This window comes from Lancefieldella parvula (assembly GCF_963547875.1).
Lineage (GTDB): Bacteria > Actinomycetota > Coriobacteriia > Coriobacteriales > Atopobiaceae > Lancefieldella > Lancefieldella parvula_D.
The window spans coordinates 1-26416 of record NZ_CAUUSI010000009.1; the positions used below are offsets into that span (position 1 = coordinate 1).

Annotated in this window: 28 protein-coding genes and 1 other RNA gene; 2 read left to right on the top strand and 27 right to left on the bottom strand. The window is 48.5% G+C overall.

The window, feature by feature from the left end:
* Positions 1-221: 221 nt before the first annotated feature.
* From RWJ96_RS04525 to prfA, 18 genes are all read right to left on the bottom strand, one after another.
* Positions 222-1637, bottom strand: coding sequence for a phosphoglucomutase (locus tag RWJ96_RS04525; RefSeq protein ID WP_314019186.1), 1416 nt, complete (start codon positions 1635-1637; stop codon positions 222-224).
* Positions 1618-2511, bottom strand: a complete 894-nt coding sequence (locus tag RWJ96_RS04530) for a UTP--glucose-1-phosphate uridylyltransferase (RefSeq protein ID WP_314019187.1) — start codon at positions 2509-2511, stop codon at positions 1618-1620. Before RWJ96_RS04530 ends, RWJ96_RS04525 begins: the two co-directional genes overlap by 20 nt.
* Before the next feature lie 137 nt (positions 2512-2648).
* Positions 2649-3077, bottom strand: a complete 429-nt coding sequence (locus tag RWJ96_RS04535) for a metal-dependent transcriptional regulator (protein ID WP_035427232.1) — start codon at positions 3075-3077, stop codon at positions 2649-2651.
* A gap of 108 nt (positions 3078-3185) precedes the next feature.
* The gene (locus RWJ96_RS04540; protein WP_314019188.1) at positions 3186-4409 is read right to left on the bottom strand and encodes an LCP family protein; all 1224 of its coding nucleotides are present in this window, start codon (positions 4407-4409) and stop codon (positions 3186-3188) included.
* A 3-nt stretch (positions 4410-4412) separates the two neighbouring features.
* Positions 4413-5696, bottom strand: a complete 1284-nt coding sequence (gene murA / locus RWJ96_RS04545) for a UDP-N-acetylglucosamine 1-carboxyvinyltransferase (RefSeq protein WP_314019190.1) — start codon at positions 5694-5696, stop codon at positions 4413-4415.
* 29 nt (positions 5697-5725) lie between these two features.
* Positions 5726-6148, bottom strand: coding sequence for an ATP synthase F1 subunit epsilon (gene atpC / locus RWJ96_RS04550; RefSeq protein WP_313996269.1), 423 nt, complete (start codon positions 6146-6148; stop codon positions 5726-5728).
* Positions 6149-6156: 8 nt separating this feature from the next.
* A complete protein-coding gene (gene atpD, locus RWJ96_RS04555) occupies positions 6157-7638 on the bottom strand; it encodes a F0F1 ATP synthase subunit beta (RefSeq protein WP_314019192.1) in 1482 nt (493 codons plus the stop codon).
* Entirely contained in the window at positions 7638-8555 is a 918-nt protein-coding gene (gene atpG, locus RWJ96_RS04560) for an ATP synthase F1 subunit gamma (RefSeq protein WP_314019193.1), read from the bottom strand. Before atpG ends, atpD begins: the two co-directional genes overlap by 1 nt.
* Before the next feature lie 6 nt (positions 8556-8561).
* The gene (atpA, locus tag RWJ96_RS04565; RefSeq protein WP_313996278.1) at positions 8562-10235 is read right to left on the bottom strand and encodes a F0F1 ATP synthase subunit alpha; all 1674 of its coding nucleotides are present in this window, start codon (positions 10233-10235) and stop codon (positions 8562-8564) included.
* Entirely contained in the window at positions 10235-10708 is a 474-nt protein-coding gene (gene atpH / locus RWJ96_RS04570; RefSeq protein WP_035427221.1) for an ATP synthase F1 subunit delta, read from the bottom strand. Before atpH ends, atpA begins: the two co-directional genes overlap by 1 nt.
* Entirely contained in the window at positions 10698-11309 is a 612-nt protein-coding gene (atpF, locus tag RWJ96_RS04575) for a F0F1 ATP synthase subunit B (protein ID WP_035427219.1), read from the bottom strand. Before atpF ends, atpH begins: the two co-directional genes overlap by 11 nt.
* 42 nt (positions 11310-11351) lie before the next feature.
* Positions 11352-11546: an ATPase gene (locus RWJ96_RS04580; RefSeq protein WP_035427217.1), complete on the bottom strand. Its 195-nt coding sequence runs from the start codon at positions 11544-11546 to the stop codon at positions 11352-11354.
* Positions 11547-11684: 138 nt separating this feature from the next.
* Positions 11685-12485 carry a F0F1 ATP synthase subunit A gene (atpB, locus tag RWJ96_RS04585; RefSeq protein ID WP_314019194.1) on the bottom strand — a complete coding sequence of 267 codons (801 nt, stop codon included), beginning with the start codon at positions 12483-12485 and terminating at the stop codon, positions 11685-11687.
* Positions 12486-12997: 512 nt separating this feature from the next.
* Positions 12998-13642, bottom strand: coding sequence for a uracil phosphoribosyltransferase (upp, locus tag RWJ96_RS04590; RefSeq protein ID WP_035436510.1), 645 nt, complete (start codon positions 13640-13642; stop codon positions 12998-13000).
* Positions 13643-13763: 121 nt separating this feature from the next.
* A complete protein-coding gene (rpiB, locus tag RWJ96_RS04595) occupies positions 13764-14228 on the bottom strand; it encodes a ribose 5-phosphate isomerase B (protein ID WP_035436513.1) in 465 nt (154 codons plus the stop codon).
* Positions 14229-14321: 93 nt separating this feature from the next.
* Complete coding sequence (locus RWJ96_RS04600; RefSeq protein ID WP_314019195.1) at positions 14322-14969, bottom strand: L-threonylcarbamoyladenylate synthase; 648 nt, start codon at positions 14967-14969, stop codon at positions 14322-14324.
* A gap of 108 nt (positions 14970-15077) precedes the next feature.
* Positions 15078-15971, bottom strand: coding sequence for a peptide chain release factor N(5)-glutamine methyltransferase (gene prmC, locus RWJ96_RS04605; protein ID WP_314019196.1), 894 nt, complete (start codon positions 15969-15971; stop codon positions 15078-15080).
* A 12-nt stretch (positions 15972-15983) separates the two neighbouring features.
* Complete coding sequence (prfA, locus tag RWJ96_RS04610) at positions 15984-17051, bottom strand: peptide chain release factor 1 (protein WP_035436522.1); 1068 nt, start codon at positions 17049-17051, stop codon at positions 15984-15986.
* Between the two features lie 214 nt (positions 17052-17265).
* On the opposite strand from prfA, the gene RWJ96_RS04615 reads away from it, so the two are divergent.
* The gene (locus tag RWJ96_RS04615) at positions 17266-18984 is read left to right on the top strand and encodes a hypothetical protein (RefSeq protein ID WP_314019198.1); all 1719 of its coding nucleotides are present in this window, start codon (positions 17266-17268) and stop codon (positions 18982-18984) included.
* A gap of 72 nt (positions 18985-19056) precedes the next feature.
* On the opposite strand, the gene RWJ96_RS04620 is transcribed toward RWJ96_RS04615, so the two are convergent.
* From RWJ96_RS04620 to RWJ96_RS04660, 9 genes are all read right to left on the bottom strand, one after another.
* A complete protein-coding gene (locus tag RWJ96_RS04620; protein WP_313996295.1) occupies positions 19057-19746 on the bottom strand; it encodes a VTT domain-containing protein in 690 nt (229 codons plus the stop codon).
* A 59-nt stretch (positions 19747-19805) separates the two neighbouring features.
* Positions 19806-19901, bottom strand: an RNA gene (gene ffs, locus RWJ96_RS04625) — signal recognition particle sRNA small type.
* 56 nt (positions 19902-19957) lie between these two features.
* Positions 19958-20296, bottom strand: coding sequence for a hypothetical protein (locus RWJ96_RS04630; RefSeq protein ID WP_035436527.1), 339 nt, complete (start codon positions 20294-20296; stop codon positions 19958-19960).
* A gap of 92 nt (positions 20297-20388) precedes the next feature.
* Entirely contained in the window at positions 20389-21207 is an 819-nt protein-coding gene (locus tag RWJ96_RS04635) for a PTS system mannose/fructose/sorbose family transporter subunit IID (protein WP_035427204.1), read from the bottom strand.
* Between the two features lie 2 nt (positions 21208-21209).
* Positions 21210-22076 (bottom strand): PTS sugar transporter subunit IIC, encoded by an 867-nt coding sequence (locus RWJ96_RS04640; RefSeq protein ID WP_314019199.1) that lies wholly within the window; start codon positions 22074-22076, stop codon positions 21210-21212.
* Positions 22077-22095: 19 nt separating this feature from the next.
* Entirely contained in the window at positions 22096-22590 is a 495-nt protein-coding gene (locus RWJ96_RS04645) for a PTS sugar transporter subunit IIB (RefSeq protein WP_035427201.1), read from the bottom strand.
* A gap of 54 nt (positions 22591-22644) precedes the next feature.
* Complete coding sequence (locus RWJ96_RS04650; RefSeq protein WP_035427200.1) at positions 22645-23076, bottom strand: PTS sugar transporter subunit IIA; 432 nt, start codon at positions 23074-23076, stop codon at positions 22645-22647.
* Between the two features lie 461 nt (positions 23077-23537).
* Complete coding sequence (gene pgi / locus RWJ96_RS04655; RefSeq protein ID WP_314019200.1) at positions 23538-25244, bottom strand: glucose-6-phosphate isomerase; 1707 nt, start codon at positions 25242-25244, stop codon at positions 23538-23540.
* 96 nt (positions 25245-25340) lie between these two features.
* Positions 25341-25832: a hypothetical protein gene (locus tag RWJ96_RS04660; protein ID WP_314019201.1), complete on the bottom strand. Its 492-nt coding sequence runs from the start codon at positions 25830-25832 to the stop codon at positions 25341-25343.
* Positions 25833-26020: 188 nt separating this feature from the next.
* Here RWJ96_RS04660 and trxA point away from each other — a divergent pair, with 188 nt between their 5' ends.
* Positions 26021-26338 (top strand): thioredoxin, encoded by a 318-nt coding sequence (trxA, locus tag RWJ96_RS04665; RefSeq protein ID WP_035431459.1) that lies wholly within the window; start codon positions 26021-26023, stop codon positions 26336-26338.
* Positions 26339-26416: the final 78 nt, after the last annotated feature.

Here is a 26416-nt window from a genome sequence, read left to right on the forward strand (position 1 = left end):
GTATCTTCTTAATTCCTCCACAATTTCTACACAATTCGTAGTCTTTAGTGAACTGGGGCGTATATTGGGCACTAAATTCTCTTTGTCGTCTAGTAGCGACACTTTATTTTTCAACTATATATAGTGTTGTCATTTTTACGATGTCTTTATTTTCTTTTTACGTTGTCTTGACGCGCGTTATTACGTTGTCTTGTCGCACTTTTTTGCGCGTCTTAATGAGGCTAAATTTCGTCTTTTACAATCTGGCAAGCTGCATCAAGAAGTTGATCGCGAAGTGTCTCGTTAGCGGCCTCAGAATACACGCGTACCAGCGCATCCATACGAGAAGGACGAATGAGCACCCAAGAATCGTCTTTAAACTGAAGCTTAAGGCCATCGGCATGGCTTACCGAAACAGGCACTTTACCTGCAACGTTTTCTGGATTGAGGCCTGGAAGGATGTTTCTGAACGCCTGGGTAGCTGCAGCATCAAGTCGTACTCCTCGCCTGCTATAGCACATGCGACCCAGCTCAGCCTCATCCTCAGCAACAAGCTGTGCAAGCGATTTGTGGGTGTACGCAAGCATTTCCACGACGAGCAGGGCCACAAGCAGGCCGTCTCGCTCCAAAAGGTGGCTTGGAATGCAGATTCCGCCATACTCCTCTGCGGCGAGAAGAACGTCTCCTTGCTCAATCTCTGAATAGAGTCGAGCAAATCCAACGGGCACGCTTGCGGATTCCAGCCCAAGATGAGCTGCTTGCCTGGACACTGTTGCGGAACAGGTTAACGTAGAAACAACTCGACCAGTTTGCTTGCGGTTTTGTACAAGATGGCGAGTAATAAGCGGGATAAGCTCGTGTGGACTAAGAAGTCGGCCGGTTTCATCTACAGCAGCTGCACGGTCTCCGTCGCAATCAACCAAGAGGCCCAGCTGTGCATGGCGACTTACCACCATCGAAGAGCACTCATCGGCCCAAGGATCTGCTGGCTGTGGGTGGATGCCGCCAAAATCCCTGACAGGACCTTGGTGCATCTGGTGTACAACACATCCAGCTGCGGAAAGTACGTCAGCAAGCAGGTCTGTTGCTGCACCATACATAGGGTCAACTACCACGCTCGGGCGTAGCTCTTTAATAACAGACACATTAATCTGATTAAGCAGCGCACTTTTATAAGGCGTCACAATATCCGTTGTGGTAAAAGTTCCACGCTGATCTGTTGGCTCAAGCGGCGTTGCGGATTCCACGCGCTGGAGAAAATCGCGAGAAACTGGACCTCCATTTGCAGCGCGAATAATCATGCCGCAATATTCGCAGGAAAGCTCAGTTGCAGAAATAATGAGGCCACCAGCTACATCTTTATGATGTGCACAGGCCCAGCAAACAGATGGAGTTGGGCAAAAAGTCTCGGACACACGCACGTCTAAACCAAAGGAAGCCAATGTTGCAGCGGCTTCAAGAGCAGACGAATCTGCTTCAAAGCGTGTGTCAAAGCCGACAAACACAATACCACCAGGCAGCTCCTGTGACCAAACAGTACCAAGGGCCTCTGCAAGTCTAACTACATTATCCCTGGTAAAGCCTTTATCATAGCGGGCTTGCCAGCCATCGCTGCCAAAACGGAGTATGTCGGGTCTTTTATCCAATGCGGTTGGCATAGCTGCCGAGCGCCTCTTTAAATGCTGCTGCAGAACTCTGATCAGAGAGTGCCATACGAGCATTAGTTGCTGCCCAAGCTGCGGGAGTGCCGGTATCGCAGCCCTCTTCCGCGTCAATTACCAGCGCATACATCTCTTCCTCAGCAAGCAGACGCTCCATTGCATCTGTCAGCTGAATCTCGTTGCCAGCACCAGGACCCTGAGTTGCCAGGAGCTCCATAATCTTTGGAGAAAGCAGGTAACGGCCAACAATAAACAGGTGAGAAGGAGCGTCCTCTGGACGGGGTTTCTCGACAAGGCCGGTTACTTTCCAAATAGCGCCCTCGCCCTCAGCGTTATCTGAAGGAGAAGAGATGCACTCACCTGCGATGATACCGTAGCGATACACCTGATCTGCAGGAACTGGAGCAACTGCAATGACGGAAGCGCCGTTGTGCTGCTTGGAAATCTCCGCCATGCGGATGCACATCTGGCGGTCTGGGACAAAGTAATCGCCGAGAAGAACAAAGAATGGCTGGTCGCCTACGCCGTCTGCGGCACACAGTACTGCATGGCCAAGGCCGCGAGGATTGTCCTGATAGGTAAAGGAAACAGGGAGCGCAGAAGCTGCATGGACCTTATCGGCAAGGTCTTGCTTTCCACGAGAAGAAAGGTCTGACTCAAACTTCTGGTCTTCAGCAAAGTATGTTTCAATCTGTGGCTTCTCGCGAGAATTGATGATGATTACCTCATCGACCTCTTCTGGCTCAAGAGCCTCTTCTACTACGTACTGGATGACGGGCTTATCCAAAACAGGCAACAGCTCTTTAGGGGTTACCTTTGTTGCAGGTAGAAAACGCGTACCTAGACCTGCTGCTGGGATAATTGCCTTCATGTGTTTACCTTTCACCTATGAGCCCTGTTGGCTCTGCACACCTAACGTGCGCTTGTAAGAATGACGGTTTTGCCGCCGATAAACTCAAATGACAGGCGCTTTTGTACGTACCTAGCTTGCATAAGCGCCAGGTTACGTTACTTGCTTGGAATCTCAATTCCACGCTTCTCAAGGAATTCAATGAGCTTGGCCAGCGTGTCTACAGAAAGCGAGTGCTCCATAAGGCAAGCCTCTGCGTCTGCAGTTTCTGTGTCTACACCCAAATCCTCCTCAAGGAAGGTGCGAAGCGCACGGTGAGCACGCCATGTGGTACGGGCGTTTGCCTCGCCTTCTTTGGTCAGCGTGACACGACCATAACGGCTCTGCTCAACCATGTCCTGCTCTTTAAGCTGGGATAGTGCCTTGTTGACGCTTGCCTTGGAAACATCAAGGCTCTCGGCAATATCAACGGAGCGGACGCTCTTATCGTCATCTGGCTGCTCAAGTGCAATGCGATAAATTGCCTCGAGATAGTCCTCGCCGGCTTTTGTCAGTGTGTGGTCGTTTTGTACGTTATCGTTGGCCATAAATCTCCTCCGACGACTGCTTGACAGTCTTTTTCATGCAAAATCAGTTGCGCTACGCAACGAAAATATTTCTAACACTTGCATGATACCCAAAAACGGCGCTTAGTTTTACTGGCGAGAAGAGCTGTTTGAAGATTCTGAGGACTCTTCTGAGCTTTTCTCGGCAGCCTCAGCATTTGCCTCGGCATCTGTTTGTCCGTTTAAGCTAGACGGATCGTCTCCTACATCAATTACTTTCATCATCTTTGCAAGTGCATCTTCATCTGCGATGACATACGACTGACCGTCAATTTCTGTTCCCTCGGATGGTACGTATGCCGTATAGATATCCTTATCAGTGTTCATGCCAATCATCTGAGTGCCCAAAGAAATAATGTCTGAGACAGAGAGATCAGTAATAACCATGCTTGCCGTTGAATTGACAGTATTTGCAATGGCTACAGGATCTCCTGTGTTCAGAATCTGAGCAATCATAGCCTTGATGAAGGTTCTCTGATGGCGCATACGGGTGTAATCGCTGTCTGCAAAAGCGTAGCGAACACGAGTAAAGAAGAGTGCCTGAGCGCCGTTCAGCTTCTGAACACCAGGGTACAGCTCAACAACGTCGCTGAAGTTCTCTGTATCGCGCATGTACTGCTCAACGTTTACGGTTACGCCACCAAGAGCATCGGTAATGCCTGCGAGACCATCAAAGTTGACCTCTGCATAGTGGGCAATATGTACGCCGCACAGTTCATTTACAGCTTGTACCATGCCATTTGCGCCGTCATAGTAGTGAACAGCGTTAATCTTCATGTAAGAACCCTTCCACAAGACACGGGTATCTCGTGGAATAGAAAGCATAGTCACACGCTTATGGATAGGGTCAACGCGCGCCAAAATAATGGAATCCGCACGATATTCAGTCTCGCCAGGTCGACCGTCGGTTCCTAGAAGCAGCATATAATAGGGGTCGCTTGGTGCGGAAGGCTCCTGAAGCGTCTGACGAAGCTCAGCAGTAATGACTTGTGAGTTATTGAGCTGCGCCTGAACGCTTGCATACCAGATACCTGCACCCACCACAGCGGCAACAAAAACAGCAGCAAAAATGCCCAGAAGAGACCTGACTACCATCTGCTTTCTGAAGACACGCTTACGACGCTTGTGGTAACCCTCTGCCTGCGTGCGGCTAAAAGGAGAGTTGCTAACCGCAGCGTTCTGCGACGTATTGGCCGCAGCGCTTGGCGCAGTGCCTTGAGTACTTCCCGTAGCGGTATTTTGTGCAGCGTCAACCGAAGTGCCCTGTGAGGCCCCGTTGTCGAGCAGTTTTGCATGCTTTGGTTTAGTTGACACAAACTATCCTTCGATAAAGTCGTCGTCTGGAATGGTGGTGCGTTGAGCATCTGCTCCCAGCGCGACGAGTTTCTCGACAAATCCCTCGTAACCGCGGTCAATGTGATGGATGGCAGAAACGATTGTTTCTCCCTCGGCCACAAGACCAGCCATAACAAGCGCAGCTCCGCCTCGAAGATCTGGGGACTTGACCTGCGCACCTTCAAAGCCGGAGACACCGCGAACAATAGCGTGATGACCCTCGATGGTAATATCTGCTCCCATGCGAGAAAGCTCAGACGCCAACATAAAGCGGTTCTCAAAGACGTTTTCCGTGATAATGCAGGTGCCCTTAGCCAGAGCAAGCAGCGTCATGGTCTGTGCCTGCATGTCTGTTGGGAAACCGGGGAATGGCAGCGTCTGGATATCGATAGCTTTAAGATCTTGCTGGCGAGAAGACCTTGCCCACCTATCTCCAGTCTCGATGGTAATGCCCATCTGCTCGTACTTTTTAAGTACCAGACCAAGGTGATTTGGCTCAAAACCGTGAACAGTAATAGGCTCACCAGTAAGCGCACCAATAGCCAAGAAGGTACCAGCCTCAATGCGGTCGCCAACAACTTCATGCTCAACAGGATGCAGCTCTGTGACGCCGTGAATCTCAATAACAGGAGATCCAGCACCCTGAATGTTAGCGCCCATTTTGTTGAGCATATTAGCAAGGTCAACAATTTCTGGCTCACGAGCTGCGTTATCAATGACCGTTACACCCTTGGCAAAAACTGATGCCATCATCAGGTTTTCTGTTGCACCAACAGAAGCAAAGGCCAGAGAAACGGTCTCGCCGGTTATGCCGTGAGGAGCGCTTGCGTGAATATTGCCGTGCTCAACCTTAAATTCAACACCCAAAGCCTCGAGGCCCAGGATGTGCATGTCAATTTTGCGAGCACCGATATTACAACCGCCTGGCATCGCCACAACAGCCTTGCCAAAACGCGAAATAAGGGGACCCAAAACAGCAGTTGATGCACGCATCTGTGCAACAAGACTGTAAGGAGTCTCCCAGCTTGTAATATCTGTGGTATCAATTTTGAGCTCGTGAAGACCAACGACTTCAATGCGAGCGCCTAACGTCTTGAGCACCTTGCCCATGACGTGAACGTCTGCAATATTAGGAACGTTAGTGAGTGTAGTAACACCCGGAGCCATGATGGTTGCAGCCATCAATTTAAGGGCAGAGTTTTTTGCACCCTCTACAGTGACCTCTCCTGTGACAGAACGGCCACCTACTACTTTTATGACGTCCATAAACCTCCGAAAACGACAGTGAGAGAATTTTACTCCTCAACCACTTGCTTCAGAAGTAGATTACACCAGTCTATCTTTTTTTCGTAGTAGGCACGACGATTATCGTCTTCTGGAAGAGAAAGCATCTGGTCAATAACGTCGTCTCTTGTCTCGCGCACAACATCTGCATCAATGTCATCAACGCGACGGGCATGATCTGCCAAGATAATGACTCCTGTTGGATCGATTTCTGCGTATCCACCAGAAATCACTATCTTGGTCATAGATTCTTCTTCATTCTCTGGATGAGGCATGTGCAGTCTTACAACACCATCGCCAAGCGCAATGATTTCTGGTGCGTGGCCTGGCCACACACCATACTCTCCATCTGCTGAAGCAAGAATCAGACTTTCAACAGTTCCTTCGTAAAGGAGCTTATCTGGTCTGACAAACTGACAAGTCAACTCAGCCATGAGAAATCCTAGTTCTGTGAGCTATCCGAAGCGGACATCTTTGCAGCGCGCTCGCGAACATCTTCGATGGTGCCTGCAAAACGGAATGCCTGCTCAGGGAGGTCATCGCACTTACCGTCAATAATCTCTGCGAACGAGCGGACAGTCTCCTCAACGGTGCAGTACGTGCCAGGGTTACCGGTGAACTTCTCGGCAACGTGGAATGACTGAGAGAGGAACTGCTGAATCTTACGGGCGCGAGCAACGGTGCGCTGCTGCTCCTCAGAAAGCTCGTCCATACCCAGAATTGCAATGATGTCCTGAAGGTCGGAGTACTCCTGCAGAGTCTCCTGAACTGCCATAGCAACGCGGTAATGCTCTGTACCAACAATGGATGGATCAAGAGCAGAACTGGAGCTAGCCAGAGGATCAACTGCTGGGTAAATACCAAGCTCGGTAATAGCACGAGAAAGAACGGTAGTTGCATCCAAGTGCGTAAAGGTTGTAGCAGGAGCAGGGTCGGTAAGGTCGTCTGCAGGGACGTAAACAGCCTGTACGGAAGTAATAGAGCCTTCCTTGGTGGAAGTAATACGCTCCTGAAGCTCGCCCATCTCTGTAGCCAGGGTTGGCTGGTAACCAACTGCGGAAGGCATACGGCCGAGAAGTGCGGAAACCTCAGAACCTGCCTGAGAGAAGCGGAAGATGTTGTCGATGAACAACAGAACATCCTGGCCCTGATCACGGAAGTACTCTGCAGTAGTAAGGCCTGCAAGAGCAACACGCATACGAGCTCCTGGTGGCTCGTTCATCTGACCGTAGACTAGGCAGGTCTTGTTAATAACGCCGGACTCAGTCATCTCGAGGAAGAGGTCGGTACCCTCACGAGTACGCTCTCCAACGCCGGTGAATACGGAGGTACCACCATGCTGCTGAGCCAGGTTGTTAATAAGCTCCTGAATCAGAACGGTCTTACCAACGCCAGCGCCACCAAAGAGGCCGGTCTTTCCGCCTCGAACATAAGGCTCGAGAAGATCGATTGCCTTGATGCCCGTCTCAAAAATCTCTGTCTCAGTAGTGAGCTCTTCGAAGAGAGGTGCTGGGTGGTGAATTGGATAATACTCAACGTCTTCAGGAATTTCTCCACCATCAACTGGCTGACCCATGACGTTCCAGACGCGGCCCAGTGTAGACTCGCCTACAGGCATCATCATTGGCTTGCCGGTGTCCTTAACGCGAAGGTTACGCTGAAGACCATCGGTTGACGACATAGCGACGGTACGAACAACACCACCGTGAAGCTGGGACTCAACCTCAAGAACGGTGCTGACGTGACCAACAGGCGTGTCATCCTCTACCGTCAGCGCGGTATAGATGCTTGGAACAGGTCCGTCGAACTTAACGTCGACAACTGGTCCAACTACGCGAACGATTACGCCATCGTCAACGCGCTGATTGCGCTTGTTGAGAATAGCTTCCTCAAAGGAAGAAGTCTCTACTTGCATATCTGACATTACATATCCTCCAATGCTGCAGCACCACCGATAATCTCATTGAGCTCAGTGGTAATTGCGCCCTGGCGTTCGCGATTGTACGTACGGCTAAGAGCGCCTAAGACGTTCTCAGCATTATCAGTTGCAGACTGCATTGCACGACGGCGTGCTCCATGCTCGGCTGCAGCAGAATCAAGAAGTGCGTGGAAGATGACCGTCTTGATATAAGCGGGCATCAGGGAATCGAGTACCTGAGAAGCAGATGGCGAGAAGTGATATTCACTCTTGTTATACGTCTTCACCTGTGAGAGGGCTTCTTCGGTACGTGGTTTATTAGGAATCGTGAGTTTCTCGCGCGAAATAGGAAGAAGTTGCTCTGTAACCTGCTCTTGGTCAACACGGTTCTTTGCATGCCAATACTTGATTACGACGCGATCAATCTTACCCTTTATATAGCCATCCATAATGTAGGAGGCAATACGATCAGCCTGGTCTGCCGTAGGCTCAGAGGAAATGCCTACATAGGACATGCTGGGCTTGATATTTCTATACGTAAAGTACTCAGTTGGCTTGCGTCCGCAAGTAATTATCTCGGAAGATACACCCTTAGCCTTAAGACGTGCTATCTCATGCTCAACCTCGCGCTGAGGCAAGATGTTAAATCCGCCTGCAAGGCCACGATCAGATGCAATGACTAAGAACAACACGTTCTTCTCGACTTTGTGCGCAGCAAGAAGAGGCTGTTTCTTAGGATTAAAGCTAGCGCTTGCAACGTTTGCAAGCATAAGGGTAATAGCTTCCTTATATGGCGAAGCAGCCTCGGCCCTATCAAGTGCCTTGCGGACACGCGCTGTCGAAATCATCGACATGGTGCGCGTAATCTGCATGGTGCTCCTGATGGAGCTCATACGCCTCGATATTTCGTGAAGGTTCGCCATTGGTAATTACTCCTGCAATGAACCCTGGGTTACTGCGTCAAAAGAGCCTGGTGTATCAGAATTAGCTTCTGCCTCATCCACAACCTTGTTTGGATGCTCTTCCAAGAACTTAGCCTTGAAGTGCTTAATGTGATCACTCAAGCGCTCTGCCTGCTCATCAGAAATCTTTCCGTTGCGCAGAGAATTGCGGAGCTGTGGGTGATACTCACTCATGTACTGAGCAAGACCATCACGGAAGAGAGCAACGTTCTCAAGATCGACGTCATCAATGAAGTTCTCTTTTGCAGCGTAAATTGCGCAAATCTGGTCAACTACGTCCAGAGCTGAGTAACGTGGCTGCTTGAGAAGCTCCATCATATGAGCACCATGGTTGAGCTGGTACTGCGTAGTTGCATCCAAGTCGGATCCGAACTGCGAGAATGCCTGCTTCTCACGGTAACTTGCAAGGTCCAGACGAAGGGTACCTGCAACCTGCTTCATAGCCTTGACCTGTGCATCGCCACCGACGCGGGATACGGAAATACCTACGTCGACTGCTGGGCGCTGGCCCTGGAAGAAGAGGTTAGACTGCAGATAAATCTGGCCGTCTGTAATGGAAATGACGTTTGTAGGAATGTATGCAGAAACGTCGCCTTCCTGCGTCTCAATAATTGGAAGTGCTGTAAGTGAACCTGCTCCGTTTTCATCGGAGAGCTTACATGCACGCTCCAGCAAGCGTGAGTGCAGGTAGAAAATATCACCAGGATATGCCTCACGTCCTGGTGGACGGTGAAGCGTCAGTGACATCTGACGGTATGCAACTGCCTGCTTAGAGAGGTCATCGTACACAACAAGAACGTGTCCGCCTGGATGGTCTTTGTCAGCAGGCTTGCCGTCCTTATCGTTATACATAAAGAACTCACCAATAGCAGCACCTGCCATAGGAGCAATGTACTGCATTGGAGCAGAATCAGCTGCGGTAGCTGCAACAATGACGGTCTTGTCAAGAACACCATGGCGGGAAAGAGACTCGCGGATGTTTGCAACTGTAGACGCCTTCTGACCGATGGCGACATAGATACAAATCATGTCGGTGTTCTTCTGGTTTACGATTGCGTCAATTGCGATAGCGGTCTTACCGGTCTTACGGTCACCAATGATCAACTCACGCTGACCACGGCCGACAGGAACCATAGCATCAATTGCGAGAAGACCAGTCTGAACTGGCTCGCAAACAGGCTGACGCTGCATGATGCCAGGAGCCTTGAACTCAATAGGACGACGATGTGTAGCGTGGATAGCACCAAGTCCATCAATAGGCTGGCCCAGTGGGTTAACAACACGACCAAGCATGTCAAAACCGGCTGGAATATCCATGACGCGGCCGGTTGTACGGCACTCATCGCCTTCCTTAATCTCAGAAACTTCGCCGAACAAAACAGCGCCGACTGAAGTTTCATCAAGGTTCTGAGCAAGACCGAATACGCTGTGGCCGGTAACGGAGCTGGTGAACTCCAGCAGCTCGCCTGCCATAGCGCTACGTAGGCCAGCAACGCGAGCGATACCGTCTGCTACCTCAGTAACAGCAGATACCTCTTGCTGGGATACGGTTGAATTGACCTTAGAAAGGCGCTCTCTAAGCTGTGCCATGACGGCATCTGAGCTTAGTGTTCCTTCCTGTATGGTGGTCTTATCAGTCATTACAATTCACTTTCAACGTGATCTGAAGAGAGCCTACTCTTAATGTGAGTGAGCTGTGTCTTTACCGATGCATCATAACGATGATCACGTGCCTCAACAACAATGCCACCCAAAATCTTGGGATTAACACGCTCAATGAGATACACCTGAGTGTTGAAGTTCTTCTCGAGCTTCTCGGTGACCTTTGCACGCAACTCATCATCAAGAGGCATTGTAGTAGTTACCGTTACTGTAAGTGTCTTGTCTTCTTCTTCAAGAAGCTCCTGGAACGTAGCGGCAACATCATTGATAAGGTTGACATCCTCACTCGCCTGCATAGCACCAAGAGTCTCAAGAACTTCTGGAGAGAACTTCTTTGCATGCTGAACCTGTACGAGGTCTGCAGTTGCACGACCCTCAGCGCGGCCAGCCTCCAGGAGTGCCCTGGTATAGCCCTCTACTTTTCTGTCTTGATCGTCTTTATTAGTGCTCATCTGGAGTACCTACTTCCGCAAGGTACTTTTCGGCAAGAGCACGCTGCTGCTCTACTGAAAGCTCGTTGCCAATAATCTTTCCGGCAATATCGACGGCAAGATCAACAACGGAATCAGAAAGCTCAGCCATGGCATGACGACGCTCAGACTCTACAACGCCCTTACCCTTAGTAATAATCTCGACAGCTTCTGCCTTTGCCTGCTCGATAATACGAGCACGCTCTTCTTCGCCCTCACGCTTAGCAGCAGAAACAATCTCGTCTGCTTGCTGCTTAGCTGCGTCGATACCAGCTGCTGCGATTTCACGATCCTTGTTGGCTTCCTCGCGAGCCTTTGCTGCAGCGTCCAGATCGCCTTGGATCTTCTCTTGACGCTTGTCAAGCATACGTAGAACGGAAGGCCATACAAACTTTGCTACAACAGCAAAGATGATCAGAAACGCAATCAGAGCAGGAACAAACTCAGCGGGCTTTGGAAGAAGAATATCGGCACCACTTGCACCCTCTTCAGCAAGTGCGACTGAGGGAGCCATTGCCACAAGTAGAGCAGCAGTTGCGCCTACTGTGCTGGCTTTTTTAACTCCCTTACAAATCGTATTCATGCATTCCTCCAACGTAGCGTTTTCGCTGTTACAAACAGTAATTTACTTAACCATCAAGGTAACAACGAAGCCAATTAGGGTAAGTGCCTCGATGAATGCGCAGCCAAGAATAAAGACTGTGAAGAGACGACCCTGAACCTCAGGCTGACGAGCCATGTTGTTAGCGGCACTCGTTGCTACGACGCTAATACAAATTGCTGCTCCCATAACGCAAAGAGCATATCCGAAAATACCCACGATTCCTCCTTTTTCGCTCGCCCCTCTCAAGGCGACCAATATACATACCTATCATCAACTGAGCGTGGGCTCAGATGACTTCATCTTTTGTGCCGTTTGGCACCACAGTGTGGCAATGCCACCAACTAAGCGTTTTGCTTAGTGTTCAGACTCTACCAGCTGGATGTAGACAGTAGAGAGTAGGGTAAAAACGTATGCCTGAATGAAAGCAACAATAGTTTCTACCAAGTAAATGATAATCAACAGCAAGATCCAGAAAATCGAAAATCCTGCCTGGGCGGCTGTTGATGCGGAGAAGTTCTCAATCGCTGGCATAAAGTACATAGATGCAAGAATTGCAAACGTACCCATAACGATGTGACCTGCATACATGTTGCAGAACAGACGGACAGCCAGAGTAACCAGACGAAGGAATGTTGAGAAGACCTCAATAACCCAGATAACTGCTGCGATAACAGGATTAACGCCCTTTGGTGCAAGACTCAAGATGTAACCAATAACACCCATCTTTTTTGCACCTACATACATAAAGTATCCAAGGGAGCAAAGACCAAGAGCGGCGGTGACACCAATGGTGCCAGTACCTGGGTGTGCGCCAGGAATAAGGCCAATAATGTTGTTGATCAGAATAAACATAAACATGGTAATCAAGAATGGGAAGTGTGTGCGCCACGTTTCTCCAAGAGAAGCTTTGCAGACGTCATCTCTGATGTACTCAATCAGATACTCAACACCATTAACAAAGCGTCCCCGAGGAACAATACTCTCTGCCTGCTTCTTCTTAAACCTAAAGCAGACGATAAGGAAAATCACAGCAGCGATTAAGAAATAGAAAATGTAGTTCGTGAAACCAAAGGTGGTGTTACCAACTAATGCGTGTGGCAAAAAACTTTCGAGCAGCTCGGCCATCTCTGCTGGCAACTGCGCAAGAACATCCACTCTGTCTCAACCTCCCCATACAATCTGCAACCATTTCAGATTGCCCGTCACTGCTCAGCATACTTGAAACGCAACGTAAGATGCTAAGAATATGCCACTTGGAGTGTATTATCTACCACTCGGCGTGCATATTTGCGACGAACGGCGATACTAGCACTAAACGAATGCATAGTCACGATTACAAAATCAAATAATTGACTTATGCTCAAACTCTCACATTACTGACACATTTTGTGTTGTCCGCCGTTATTGATTCATTCAACTATAACACTAATAAACTGCTGTTACGTCGCTATTTTATTGGCAGGAACATTAATGTCCAGGTAAAAATAGTTGTATCAATATCCCCTGTTATTCGCAAAGTTTTTGATATGTATCACCAGTTATTTCTTCTCGTAAAACACTGATCTGAAAAGAAAAATGATCCAGTGTGCTTGTTCTGCGGACACTGGATCATGTACTAACGTACGTATTCGCAACTCTATTATATTGCGAGAAAAACGATGAGCTTCTTACTTGGTGCCGTAAATACGGTCACCTGCGTCGCCAAGGCCTGGGAGAATGTAAGCATTTGGACTCAGCTGACGGTCAACGGTGCAGGTGTAGAGGCGTACATCTGGATCAAAGTCCAGAGTTGCCTTGACGCCCTCAGGGCAAGAAACAATGGTCAGGCAGCGAATATCCTTGACGCCAGCCTCACGCAGGAACTGAATAGCAGCAGTTAGAGAGCCGCCAGTTGCCAGCATTGGGTCAACAACCAGGCAGGTACGGTTCTCAATGTCTGCAGGGAACTTGCAGTAATACTGGTGAGGAAGATGGGTCTCTGGATCACGGTACATACCAACATGGCCAACGCGAGCAGATGGAACCAGCTCAAGAATGCCGTCAACCATACCAAGGCCAGCACGAAGAATTGGAATAATAGCAACCTTCTTACCAGCAATGCGCTTAGCAGTCATGGTCTCAAGAGGAGTCTCTACCTCGACGTCCTCAAGTGGGAAGTCGCGCATGGCCTCATAGCTCTCAAGAATTGCAAGCTCGTTGACAAGCTCACGGAACTGCTTAGTAGTGGTTGTCTTGTCACGAAGAATGTGAAGCTTGTGCTGAACTAGTGGGTGGTCAACAACCGTAAGTCTGGACTCATCGTAATCTGCCATAATGCTCCCTCCAAGAGCTTGACCTGCGTTTTATTTGAATGTCTGCAACCCTATCCTAGACAGTACATTCCCTGCAGGTTTGTGTGTATTGCTTAGACAGCACCGTTTATGTGCTGCTTACTTACTCAGCGTCAACACCCTTAAAGTTAGGGTCATCCTCACGCATGATCTTCTCGACACGTCCAGCGTGGCGACCACCTGCAAACTCGGTGCTCAGGAAAGTATCCACAATAGCCTCGTTAACAGCAAGATCGGTGAATCGGCCAGAGAGACCAATGACGTTTGCGTTATTGTGCTCGCGAGCAAGCTCTGCAAACTGAACAGTCTGAACAGGAGTGGCGCGAATGCCAGGGACTTTATCAGCGGTCATGGCAATGCCAATGCCGGTGCCACAAATCAGAACACCGCGATCTGCCTTGCCTGCTGCGACTGCACGAGCAACCTTATCTGCAAAATCAGGGTAATCAACACGGTCGTCATTTGCTGGACCAAAGTCTAAAACCTCGTGACCAAGCGACTTAATGTGCTCAATGATAGGATCTTTCTGGATAAAGCCAGCGTGATCGGAACCAACTGCAATACGCATACGCATCCTCCTCAGAAAATTCACTCCTATAGAGAGTACCGCATGCAGGCAAAAGCTGCAGCCAAAACACATAAAAGGGATAGGATTTTTTATCTATTTTGCAAATCCCGCAGTGGCGAGAATATCCTCGGTTGTGATAGCGCCTTCGCGCAAAATGCGCGGCTCATCACCTGTGCAATCGACAATGGTAGACGCAATAGCAAGAGGTGCTGGACCTCCATCAAGCGTCAGATCCGCTTGCTCAACAAGGCCTGCCTCAAGACCACATCCATCAACTGCAGAAGGAGCTCCGTGCGTGTTGGCGCTGGTAGTAGCCAAAGGGCATCCAAGCTGCTGTGCAATCTGACACACCAGAGGTGAGTTGGGCATACGGAGTGCAATGGTTCTGTTGTCTGGCAAAACGTACTCATCAGGAACGTTCTCTGATGCGGTAACCACCAGCGTAAGAGCTCCTGGCCAATAGGCTTCTACCAGCTTATTTGCCCAGTCATGTGTGATGTGCGCATACTTCTGCAGGTCAGATTTACTGCCCACAAGCCAAGGAAGCGTCTGCGTTGAAGGACGCTGCTTAATCTCAAAGATACGCTTATGACCTTGGTTTTGAGGAGTTGCAGCAGCGCCAATACCATAGACAGAATCGGTAGGCATAATAAGCACGCCGCCACGACGCGCTACCTCAACAGCTAAAGAAACTACAGATGCATCCGGATTCATCTGATCAACTTTGATGTACTCTCCCATAAACCCTCAACTCTTTGTTGTGTGCTGCGCGATGTTGTATGCTGCGCAATGTTGTCTGATACGCAGTGATACGCGTTGCACAGATTTTCTCGCCAAGCTTCTGAAGTGCTACTTTGCTAGACGCGCCACAAGAATGCGCGGCTTGTGCGTCAAATCCTCTTTGACCTCAACGGACTCCCACACTCCCTGCTGTTCAGCAAGATGCGCCGCCTTATCCAGGTGTCCCTCGTAAAGCTCAACACAGAGCATTCCTCCAGGTAGAAGCATACGAGGAGCCGCCTCAAGCAACCTCCTGTAGACGTCCAAGCCGTCCTCTCCCCCGTCAAGCGCCAGCTCAGGCTCAAAGCCTTTGACCTCGGCAGGAACTTCCTGCTCAAGCACGCTTGTAGGAATGTAAGGCGGATTAGACACCAATACCGAGAAGGACTGTGCAAGCTCAGCGTGTACACCTTCTACCAGGTCGCACTCAATCAGCTCCACACGCTCCTGGAGGTCCAAGGCGTCTCTGTTACGAGTTGCCAGCGCAATCGCCTGAGGAGAAAGGTCTGTGGCGTAGACGCGCGTCTGTGGGCGCTCAGTGGCAATGGAGAGCGATATGCAGCCCGTTCCTACGCCAACCTCAAGTACGCACACTTCTCCGTCGACGTTTGGAGTTGCTGCATCAACGCCTTCGAGCGCAACGTCTACCAGCACTTCTGTCTCTGGTCGTGGGATAAGCACGCCTGGCTCACACGTAAGCACCAGGTGCCTAAAGGGCATCTCGCCCGTCACGTACTGAAGCGGCTCGCCATCTGCACGGCGCTTAATAGCCTCACGCATGCGAGCGCGCTCATCCGCAGAAAGCGGCTTGTCAAAGTTGGTGTAGAGCTGAACGCGAGAAAGGCCTGTCACTGCGGACAGAAGCCATTCTGCAGAAAGACGTGGATGCTCATCACCCTTCTTTTCCAGGCGCTGAGTAGTCCACGTCAAAATTTTCTGGATTGTCCAAACTTCATCTGTCATGAAGTTTGCACCTTAGACAGCCTGAGCGAGTTTCTCGGCACGCTCTGCTGCAGCAAGAGCCTCAATGACGGATGGCAGCGTATCGCCAAGAAGAACGCCGTTGTAGGTGCCGTTGAAGCCAACGCGGTGGTCGGTTACGCGGTCCTGTGGCTGGTTGTACGTGCGGATCTTCTCGGAACGTGCGCCATGACCAATCTGGGAAAGACGCTCTGCACCCTGCTCAGCCTGCTGACGCTCAAGCTCCATCTCGTAAAGACGGGCACGAAGCATCTGCATGCAGACCTCGCGGTTCTGAATCTGAGAACGCTGGTCCTGAGACTGAACAACGGTATTTGTTGGCAGGTGAGTAATACGAACTGCGGAATACGTGGTGTTAACACACTGACCGCCAGGTCCGGATGCGCAGTAGGTATCAATGCGCAGGTCTTCCTGGTTGATCTGAATATCAATCTCGTCAGCCTCTGGGAGAACTGCAACAGTTGCGGTAGAGGTCTGAATGCGGCCCTGAGACTCAGTCTTAGGAACGCGCTGAACACGGTGAACACCGGATTCATACTTCATAACTGAATAGACCTTATCGCCTGTGACCTTGAACTCAATAGTCTTGAAACCGCCTGCCTCAGAAGGAGAGCTGGACAGAATCTCTGTCTTCCAACCACGAGCCTCAGCAAAGCGCTCATACATCTTGAAAAGGTCACCTGCAAAGATTGCTGCCTCATCGCCGCCAACACCAGCGCGAATCTCAACGATAGTGTCCTTCTCGTCATTTGGATCGCCTGGGATCAGCATGACCTTGATCTCATCCTCAAGCTGAGGGAGCATCTCTTCATTAGCAGCAATGTCTTCCTGCAGCATCTCTTTTTCTTCTGGATCAGAAGTAGCGTTGAGAAGCTCTTTTGCAGCCTCGATGTCATCAAGGGCAGTGATGTACTTGTTGGCGTGAGCAACCAAATCTGCCTGATTAGAGTGCTCTTTTGCCACGCGAGCATACTCTTTTGGATCAGAGACAACAGCTGGATCTGCAAGCTTTTGCTCAAGCTCAGCATAGGCCTCGACGATTTTTTCTAGCTTGTCACGCATTCTTGCTCCTAAGATAAGTGCCTCGTGCGCGCTTGACTCATTGACATGCGGCCAAACTGTTGCAAAGCTGCTTGCGAGGTGAGAATTCAACTAAAGAAGTGTACCACCACTAGGCGGTTTTTAAACCGATACCTCCCTATCTGCACAGGATGAGGGTACACAAGTTACATAATTGTGAGAAAATTACAGCAGGTTCATACGGTAATGAGGCGCTATGACTTCTAAGAACAAAACTTCACAACCAGATAACACGCCTGCTGCAGAGGACACCTCTTCTGATCAGAAGACCCTTGATGCCCAGGCTGCTGAGGCAGTTGACACCGCTGGCGAGAAGACCGACGAGCTTGAAGAGGTCACCGACCCTATTGCTGCCGATATGGCCGCTGCTGATGAAGACTACATCATGGAAGTTGTCAGCCCTATCTTCCCTGGTCTAGACGAAGATGAGGCTGCTCTGGCTTCGGATGAGAGCTCTCCTGAAAACGACGCAGATAGCACAACTGACCTGGAGAAAATCGTAAACGATGCAGCTCTGACGCAGGACCTTTCTGCTGTAGAAGCTCGCCTCAAAGAGCTTGAAGAGAACACTCACGAACATGCAGAGGCTGAAGCTACTGACGCTTCTGTCAAAAATGCTGCTGACGCGAGTAATGCAACCTCTGACGATGACGCAACGTCTATAAAAGATGTTGCTGATACGTTCTCAAGCTATCTTCGCAGCAGGCGTCGTGCTCTATTTAGGTTTGTACGCCGCTACAGCCTGCTTTCTGGCATTCTTGCGCTTTTAAGTCTTGCTCTTTTATCTGCAGTTATCGTGTTCTTTATTCGCGTGAGCAACGTTCCTTCAACTGATACTGTTATTGCTGATGCGCGCACACGCGTTGAGGCACCAGCCTGGACTCCTGGTGAATATGATGCTGATGAGTCCTTACTCCTTACGGGCATTGAAGTTGTTTCTCGCACAAGAAGTACAACGGCAATCTCCAGCGATGCTGCTCAGTTTGGCGCCACAGGCTACGCCAACTCTGTCGTACGCCTTACCTACACGGGTAACGCAATTGCTGCCACAAAGATTTCCAAGTTAGGATACGCAAATACCCAGGGTTGGAACGCTATTGGTGACGAAGAGACCCAATCTGTCTCCTACCAGGCAACTTCAGGTGTTTCCACAACAAAAGTCCTTGATGCCATCGGCGATGTACTAGCCAAGCTTGATGAAAAAAATCCAAACGAAGCTATTTCTTATAGCTCGCAGTTCTCTGATGCAACCTTCACTGTTCTTGATGCGGGCTTTGATCGTGAACAGCAGACTTGCTGGGTAAGAATGTCAGGTGTTTCACCAACCTTCTATGGCTCGCTCACCTGCGATATTACGGCTTCATTTACGTTTGATGCTTCTACGGGTACCTGGGCATTGGACACAGCCAACCCCTCGGCAGGACTTAAGTACGACTACAGCGGGCTCGTAGGAACATGGAAGGGTACCTTTGTCAGCTGCGAAGCAAGCAGCGGAAGCCCTTGCTATGCCGGTCGAACCAATCCTTTAACGTTGACCGTATCGGCTGCAGGTTTTTCTCGTGATCAGCTCGTGCTTACGGCAACCGCAGGGGGTGTTGTGCACAACCATGGAGCACTCAACACCTCGTATCGTTGGTATCCTGGTGATACTGAGTTTAAAAACGCTTCTGTCTCTCTTGCAACTTCAGGAACTATCGGAGAACAAATCCAGGTTTCTGGAACGGTCGATGTAACCAATGCAAACCTGGATGCTCATTCTGCTTCTAATGCGGCTCTCGCCACACCTCAGAAGCCACAGTTGAAGGTCACTTTTGATAGTGCCAACAAAAGCGTTGTGGCTCAGCTTATTTCCACCCACACGGAAAACGGTCAGACCGTCACCTTTACTGATACCTACCAACTCTCCAAAGAGTAAAAATAATCCCGTCAGGCCGAGTCTTTCCTGACGGGATTTCTATCATCAAATTACGAGAAGTACAAAGGCTTGTTACTGCACCTTATCTTCTTCCTTATCTGTGGCTTCTTCGTCGTTCTTCTCGCCCTTATGCATACGCCCACGAACAATTCCCACAATTGTGGGGATGATCGAGACCGCAACAATTCCTACAATCAGCAGCTCAAAGTGCTCCTGAACTACAGGGATACCGCCAAAGAAATAGCCGAGAAGTACAAACATCGTGGACCACGTAAGGCCGCCCAGGATGTTGTAGATACCAAAGTTTCTCCAGTGCATACCGCCCATACCCGCAATAAAAGGAACGAACGTGCGGATAAAAGGGAAGAAGCGCCCTAAGAAAATTGCCAGATGACCATGCTTGTCCAAAAACTTCTGAGTCTTCTCAAGATGCTCTGGAGTAAGTGCTTTGACCTTTCCAGAAGCAATGATCTTTTGACCAAAGAAGTGGCCAATCATAAAGTTCATCTGATCGCCAAGAATTGCGGCAGCCCACGTAATAACAAGCAGCAAAACAATATTAAAACCGCCATTGTGGGCAAAAAATCCTGCTGCAAAAAGCAGAGAATCACCTGGTAAAAACGGGAAAAAGACTACGCCGGTCTCAATAAAAACAATCAGAAAAACAAAACCGTACGCAGCAAGAGGGCCTGTGGCAATCATTGAAGCAATAAATGCACGAGGATCTCTAAGCAGCTCAATGATGTAGTTTACAAAACCCATCGAAGTCCAATCGTCGTGACAAATGTCGCGGCAAACACACTATACGCCTAAGAAAAGCGCATTGAGTGGGAACGGATGCCCGCGAGTGACCCCTTATGGCTGCTGTCTCCCGACCCTGACCAGGTTCGAGGTGTCACGTCATCCGCACCCGCTCAATGCGCTGTAGATACTCTACCCTATTAGAGAAATCTTTGCACAGATCGTATCGCTTCTATGCATTTTTTGACGAATTTTTTTCAATTGCTTTGATGATCTTCTCGACGTTCTTTTTTCCTCTTGAGATACCTACATACAAAATTCCAGCTATAGGAACAGATATGACGAGAAGAACTATGCCGCCCACGAGCACAGCCGTTGCCATGGAACTTGTAGAGAGACTCCCGTACACGCTGAGATATATAAGCCATGCTCCAATTGCGATGCCAGAATAAGCGGCTCTTCTATAAACGCTTAGTGTTCCAAGAGCTTTTGTCTGCATACGAGCCTCGACAACCAAAGGGTTATCCTCGTGTGAATGAGAAGCTGCTCCTACATAGTTTTTCTTACTCATAAAAACTCTCAATCAAAAGTGGCATCGCCGTACGACGATGCCACTTTATTACGTTTGTCTTTTCTGCGCCAGACAGGATTTTGCGCAAAAAATTAGTAAGACAGACCTGGGTTGAAGACGCCAATAACAACGCCAACAAGTGCTACAACAACAAGAATAAGCATAACAACTGTTGGGCTGAGCTTCTTCTTAGTCATCAACCACCAGCAAAGGTATACAAACAGAAGGTTCAATACCTTAGGGAAGATGCCATTAAGTGTTGTCTGAATGTCAACACCAGCAATATTCAGAGAAGTTGTGACGTTAATCCATGTAGCAGCAACAGAGCCAATGACCATAGTACCAATCATAACAATGGAGCTACGGAGAGCCTCGGACTCAGGACCAACAAGTGCTTCAACAGCAGAAGAGCCCAGACTATAGCCCTGATCGTAAGCAAACTTCATGCCGAAGTACATAATGAGGTTCCAGACCACAACATAGAACAGTGGACCAAGAACGGAACCGCCCTTAGAAAGGCCAAGTGCAATTCCAAGAAGAATTGGAATAAAGGTACCAACAATAATGGAGTCACCAAGACCAGCAAGAGGGCCCATAAGACCAGCGCGAAGACCGTTGATGGTCTCGTCGTCGATTGCTTCGCCGTTTGCACGAGCCTCTTCAAGAGAAGCGGTCAAGCCAACAACCATAGAACCAATCTGTGGCTCGGTATTAAAGAAGGTTGTATAGGTAGAAAGTGCCTCAACCTTTTGGTCATCAGTATCGTAAAGCTCGTCAACGATTGGAAGCATGGATGCAAGGTAACCAAATGTCTGCATGTGCTCCTGAGAGAAGCAGGTAAGATTGCCGTAAATCCAGCTCAAGAAAGACTTATTGCGTGCTTTCTGAGAAATGGTTTTCTTTTCAGCCATGATTAAATATCCTCCTCTTCTTCATCGTCTGCGCTTACATTGCCTGATGCTGCAGCAGCCAAACGAACATTCTTTGCCTGCTGAAGCTGATAGTTAAGAACAGCAAAGAAGACTGCTACGACTGCAGAGACAATGAGGTTCAGGCCAAGTGCGCCAGCAAGGATAAAGCCAAAGGCAAAAGTTACCCAATCAAGAGGCTTAGTAATAACCTGCTTGCACAAAATTGCAACACCAACGGTAGGAAGAAGGGTACCAACGGTGAAGAGGGTCATCATTGGGATACCGTTCATAGGGAGGTATTCCTTCATGATGCCAACCATGCTCTCGCCAGCCATGCAAATGAAGAATGTTGGAATGAACGAGAAAATAATGTGAGAAACCCAAGGGAATACAAAGTCAACCATTGGAATGGTCTTCTTAATACGACCCCACTCTTTGCTCTCCATTGCGCGCCAACCAATACCCTGCCATACAAGGTTCATGGTAGCAGTGCCGTAGAACAGAACAGTACCAAGAGTACCAACAGCTGCACCAATAGCAGCTGCCTGAGATGCAGCCTCAACAGAGCTTGGATCAAGACCATAAGCCTTGATTGCAAGAATTGCTAGAGGAATACCAATGTAGGAAACAGCACGAACGTCAGCGGAAACAGTTCCACCAGGTGTTACGAGTGCAATGTAGACCAATTGGATTGCTGCACCAACAATAATGCCAGTCTGGACGTCGCCAAGAATGACACCAACGACAAGACCTGCAACAAGTGGACGACCGAGGGTATAGTTACCTACGGTAGTACCAGCCATGCCAGGTAGTGACGCAAGGCATGCAAACAAACCCAAAAGGGCAGCTTGAAACGCATTAATTGCCATAAAAATCGCCTTCCGAATACTACTTTACGTCAAACTTCTCGCGGAATTTAGGCCACTCACCAATTGCCTTTTCTTTAAGAAGAGCAAATTGAACGGTATAACCAGCTTTGGTTATATCTTCAAATGCCTGTCCCTCTTCTTGAGTAAAGGACTGGTTGTTGCCCAGCTTTACCGCACCAGGACGATCATTACCAGGACCGATAATGACCGTGTTAATTCCTGGCTTAAAACCAAAGTCAACAAGAATTTTCTTCATGTCAACTGGGTTTTTAGTAATAAGAAAATAACGAGAATCGCTGTCTAGAACCTTCTGAGCGCTCTCTTTGAAGTGATCAAATGTCCAAACAAATACTTTCTTGTCAGGTGCTGCTGACTTGTAAGCAGACTTGAGAACAGGATTTGATGCAGCCGCATCATTTACTGCAATGATTCCGTCACAAGGAACCTCAAGGGCCCAGCGGGTGACTGTCTGACCATGAATCATGCGGTCATCAACACGAACAAATGAAATCATGTTTTCTCCTAACATATTTCTTACGCAAGCAGCTACGCGTACTTGCAGTAATTACTAAAGGTCTTCCTCATCGTCGTCTTCGAGAGCTAGGACAATCTGATTAACGCCATTTTTTCCTTCATTCAGGATTGATGACACAAGAGCTTCACCGCTTAGACCATCATCGATAGCCATCAAAGCACCAATTACCATGGGAAGATTGGCACCACTAAAAGCCACGGTATGGGAAAGCAGGCCTTTTTTGGCGAGAAGATCAAGTGCATTAGTAAGTGGAGAACCACCGATAATGTCACCAAGAACGACAACCTCGTCATCAGCAGTAAGTGGCTCAAGAATTTTTGACAAATTCTCTCTATATTCAGCTGCTCCCACGCCATCTTCCATGCTGTAGCTCAAGATGTTTTCTCTGGGTCCCATCAGCATGTCCATTACGCTATGCAGACCTGGTGCAAACGTTCCATGACTTACGAGCAAAAGGTACTTCATTACCGCTCCATTCCAGACATCTCCACTGTGGCTGTACTTCGGCTGCATCACAGCCGTACTACGCCAATACAAAATTTTTAGCCTGTTATGTAAATTGTTATGCATCAAAACTTACATTCCAAGCCACGTGTCACTTGCCTAGCCGTTATAACACAAAGGTATACATGCGCTATTGGCATTCGCAAATTTTTAATATTCTTGATGTATTATTTTTTTAAATTTTATTTAAATAATTCAATTGATTCAGTTTCTTTTAGATGAACAGGCGTTCTAACAGTATAAATAAATATGCAGAAATTTTTTGCATATATGAACATAAAAGTAGCAATATTGCATATATTAGATAAAGAAATGTCCGCTCAACGCTCCACTAAATATGTCTCCTAAAAATTAAAAAAGAAGGCCATACAAGATGACCTTCTTAACATGAGATAAAAAATAATTTTATGTTACGTAACGTGTTATGTTCTGTTTCTGCGATAGAAATCAACAAGGAACTGAGTTGAAGCGTCTTGTTTTGCCAACTCTTCATCGTTGTGAATTGCAGGGAAAATCTGCTTTGCAAGCTGTTTACCAAGCTCTACGCCCCACTGATCAAAGGAATCAATGCCCCACACAACACCTTCAACAAAGGTAATGTGCTCGTAGAGTGCAATAAGCGTACCAATAGCACGAGGATTAAGCTCTTTACCAAAGATAGAAGTAGTTGGCCTATTTCCTTCAAAGACGCGTGCAGAAACCATCCACTCTGGTGTTCCCTCAGCACGGACTTCATCAGCGGTCTTGCCAAAAGCAAGCGCTTTAGTCTGCGCAAAGAAATTGGAGAGGAAGAGTTCATGGACGTCTAGGTCTGCATCTTTGGTGGCAAAGGCAGTATTTACAAACGCAATAAAGTCAGCAGGAATAATCTGGGTTCCCTGATGGATAAGCTGGTAGAACGCATGTTGACCATTAGTTCCAGCCTCTCCCCAGAAGATTTCGCCTGTCTTTGAAGTAACCGCCGTACCATCCCAACGAGTAGACTTACCGTTGGATTCCATGGTGAGCTGCTGGAGATATGCAGGGAATCTATGCAGGTACTGACTATATGGAAGAACGGCGTGAGATGCTGCGCCAAAGAAATTAACGTACCAAACGTTTAAGAGACCCATGAGAGCAACAACATTTTGCCTCAATGGAGTGTTCTTGAAGTATTCATCAACTGTATTAAAGCCACTGAGGAATTCTGCAAAGCGCTGTGGACCAAAAACGATAGCCAGCACAAGACCAACTGCAGAATCAACCGAATAACGGCCGCCAACCCAGTTCCAGAAACCAAAGGCATTCTCTGGGTCAATGCCAAAGTCTTCTACCAGATCAAGTGCAGTGGAGACAGCAACAAAATGCTTGCGAATAGCCTCTGCATTCTGAGAATCAGAGCCATCAATAACGCCCTGCTCAGCAAGCTTTTCCAAAAGCCATGTGCGAGCACAACGGGCATTGGTAAGAGTCTCAAGCGTAGTAAAGGTCTTGGAAACAATAACGAAGAGTGTTGTTTCTGGATCAAGATCCTCGGTTTTCTCGCCAAGGTCAACAGGGTCAATGTTGGAGACAAAGCGAGCAGTAATACCAGCGTCAGCAAAAGGCTTTAGGGTCTCGTAAACCATAACAGGACCAAGGTCAGAGCCACCAATACCAATACTTACAACAGTCTTGATAGGCTTGCCAGAAACGCCTTTCCACTCTCCCGAGCGAACTCGGTCACAGAAGGCGTACATCTTGTTCAGCGTCTGGTGAACGTCGGCGACAACATCTTGACCATCAACAATAAGCGTGCCTGCTTCAGAGGCAGGACGACGAAGTGCTGTATGAAGAACTGCTCGGTCTTCAGTAGTGTTGATATGCATGCCGACATACATAGCGTCTCTACGCTCTTCAAGCTTGACCTCTTTTGCAAGGTCACACAGAAGATCAAGTGTCTCTTGCGTGGCAAGGTTTTTAGAAAGATCAATATGGAACTGATCTAGCTCAAACGTAAGATTCTTGGCACGCTGTGAGTCTTCTGCAAACCATTCCTTCAGCGTAGCCTTAGTATCTTTTAAGCTGGTGTAATGCTCTGTAAGTGCCTGCCAAGCTTTAGTCTGTGTTGCGTCAGTAGGCAAAATGCTTGGTGCTGTAGGTGATGCCATACCAGTCTCCTTCTTTTGACTACCTCAAGGATAGTCTGAGCAACGCTCATGAAACGTCACAATGTTGTTTTTCGTAAAAAATACGACAAATCGTTACTAATAAGGTTCTCCCAAAGGTGGGACTTGTTTAATAGCAGCCCAGCGTAACTGCTTCTGACGAGGGTCCTCGAGCGCTCCGGCAAAGTTATCAAGATTTACCATGCGCATTCCACACACATGCACAAGAACACGGGGCGAGAAGTTCTTCTCGGCGTCAGTTGTAAGCTGACCACGCTCATCTGCGTATGCCTCACGCACTGATGTAACTGCTGCGTCATTTACCATGAGCACTGTGTCTGGGCTAAAAGCACATATTGCCTGTCTGACAAGCTGGGGATTTATAGGATCTCCTGTTTTTGTGGTGGTAAGCAAGGTGGCCCATGCCTCAGGTGCATAGCCTAAATGCTCTAAAGAAGCTTTAAGTGCAGAAAGTTCTGCCTCTTCAAAGTCTTCCTGTCCCTTAACAAGTAAAACTGATGCAAAAGCATTGCCTGCCATACACACCCCCTGAGCAGCAAAATCTCCAAACTCATGCGTTGTTTTTGCCATGTAGGCTTCTTTTCGCATAGATCTTTCGCTTGGCATGCGCACCTCTTTCTTATATGCCAACTATGCACGTAATTCACAATTTGAGCAAGTCCATAAAGTTTTGTGTATACACTTCTCTAATTTGGGGATAAGTTTGCTAGCAATAAAAAGTTAATGGCTTTATAGCCGTATGTAACTGGAGGTTCGTTATGGCACAGCAGCTCACTACTGCAGAGTTCGATTCTGTTCTTGCTAACGCAGACAAGCCTGTCCTCGTTGATTTCTGGGCATCCTGGTGTGGTCCTTGCCGCGCTCTTGGTCCAGTCGTTGAGGAAGTTGGCCATGAGATGGCAGACAAGCTTGACGTCTACAAGGTAAATGTTGACGACGAGGCTGATCTTGCAACTCGTTTCCGCATCGTTTCTATCCCAACCCTTATTCTCTTCAAGAACGGTGAGCCAGTTCACACCATGGTTGGCAATCTTCCTAAGGCTGACCTCGTTTCTGAGCTTAACGCTAACCTGTAAGTTCTTGTGTGTCACGCGCTTGCGCTGGCTTATCATTGAACTAAGCGGCGGTACGTCTATCGGCGTGCCGCCTTTTTG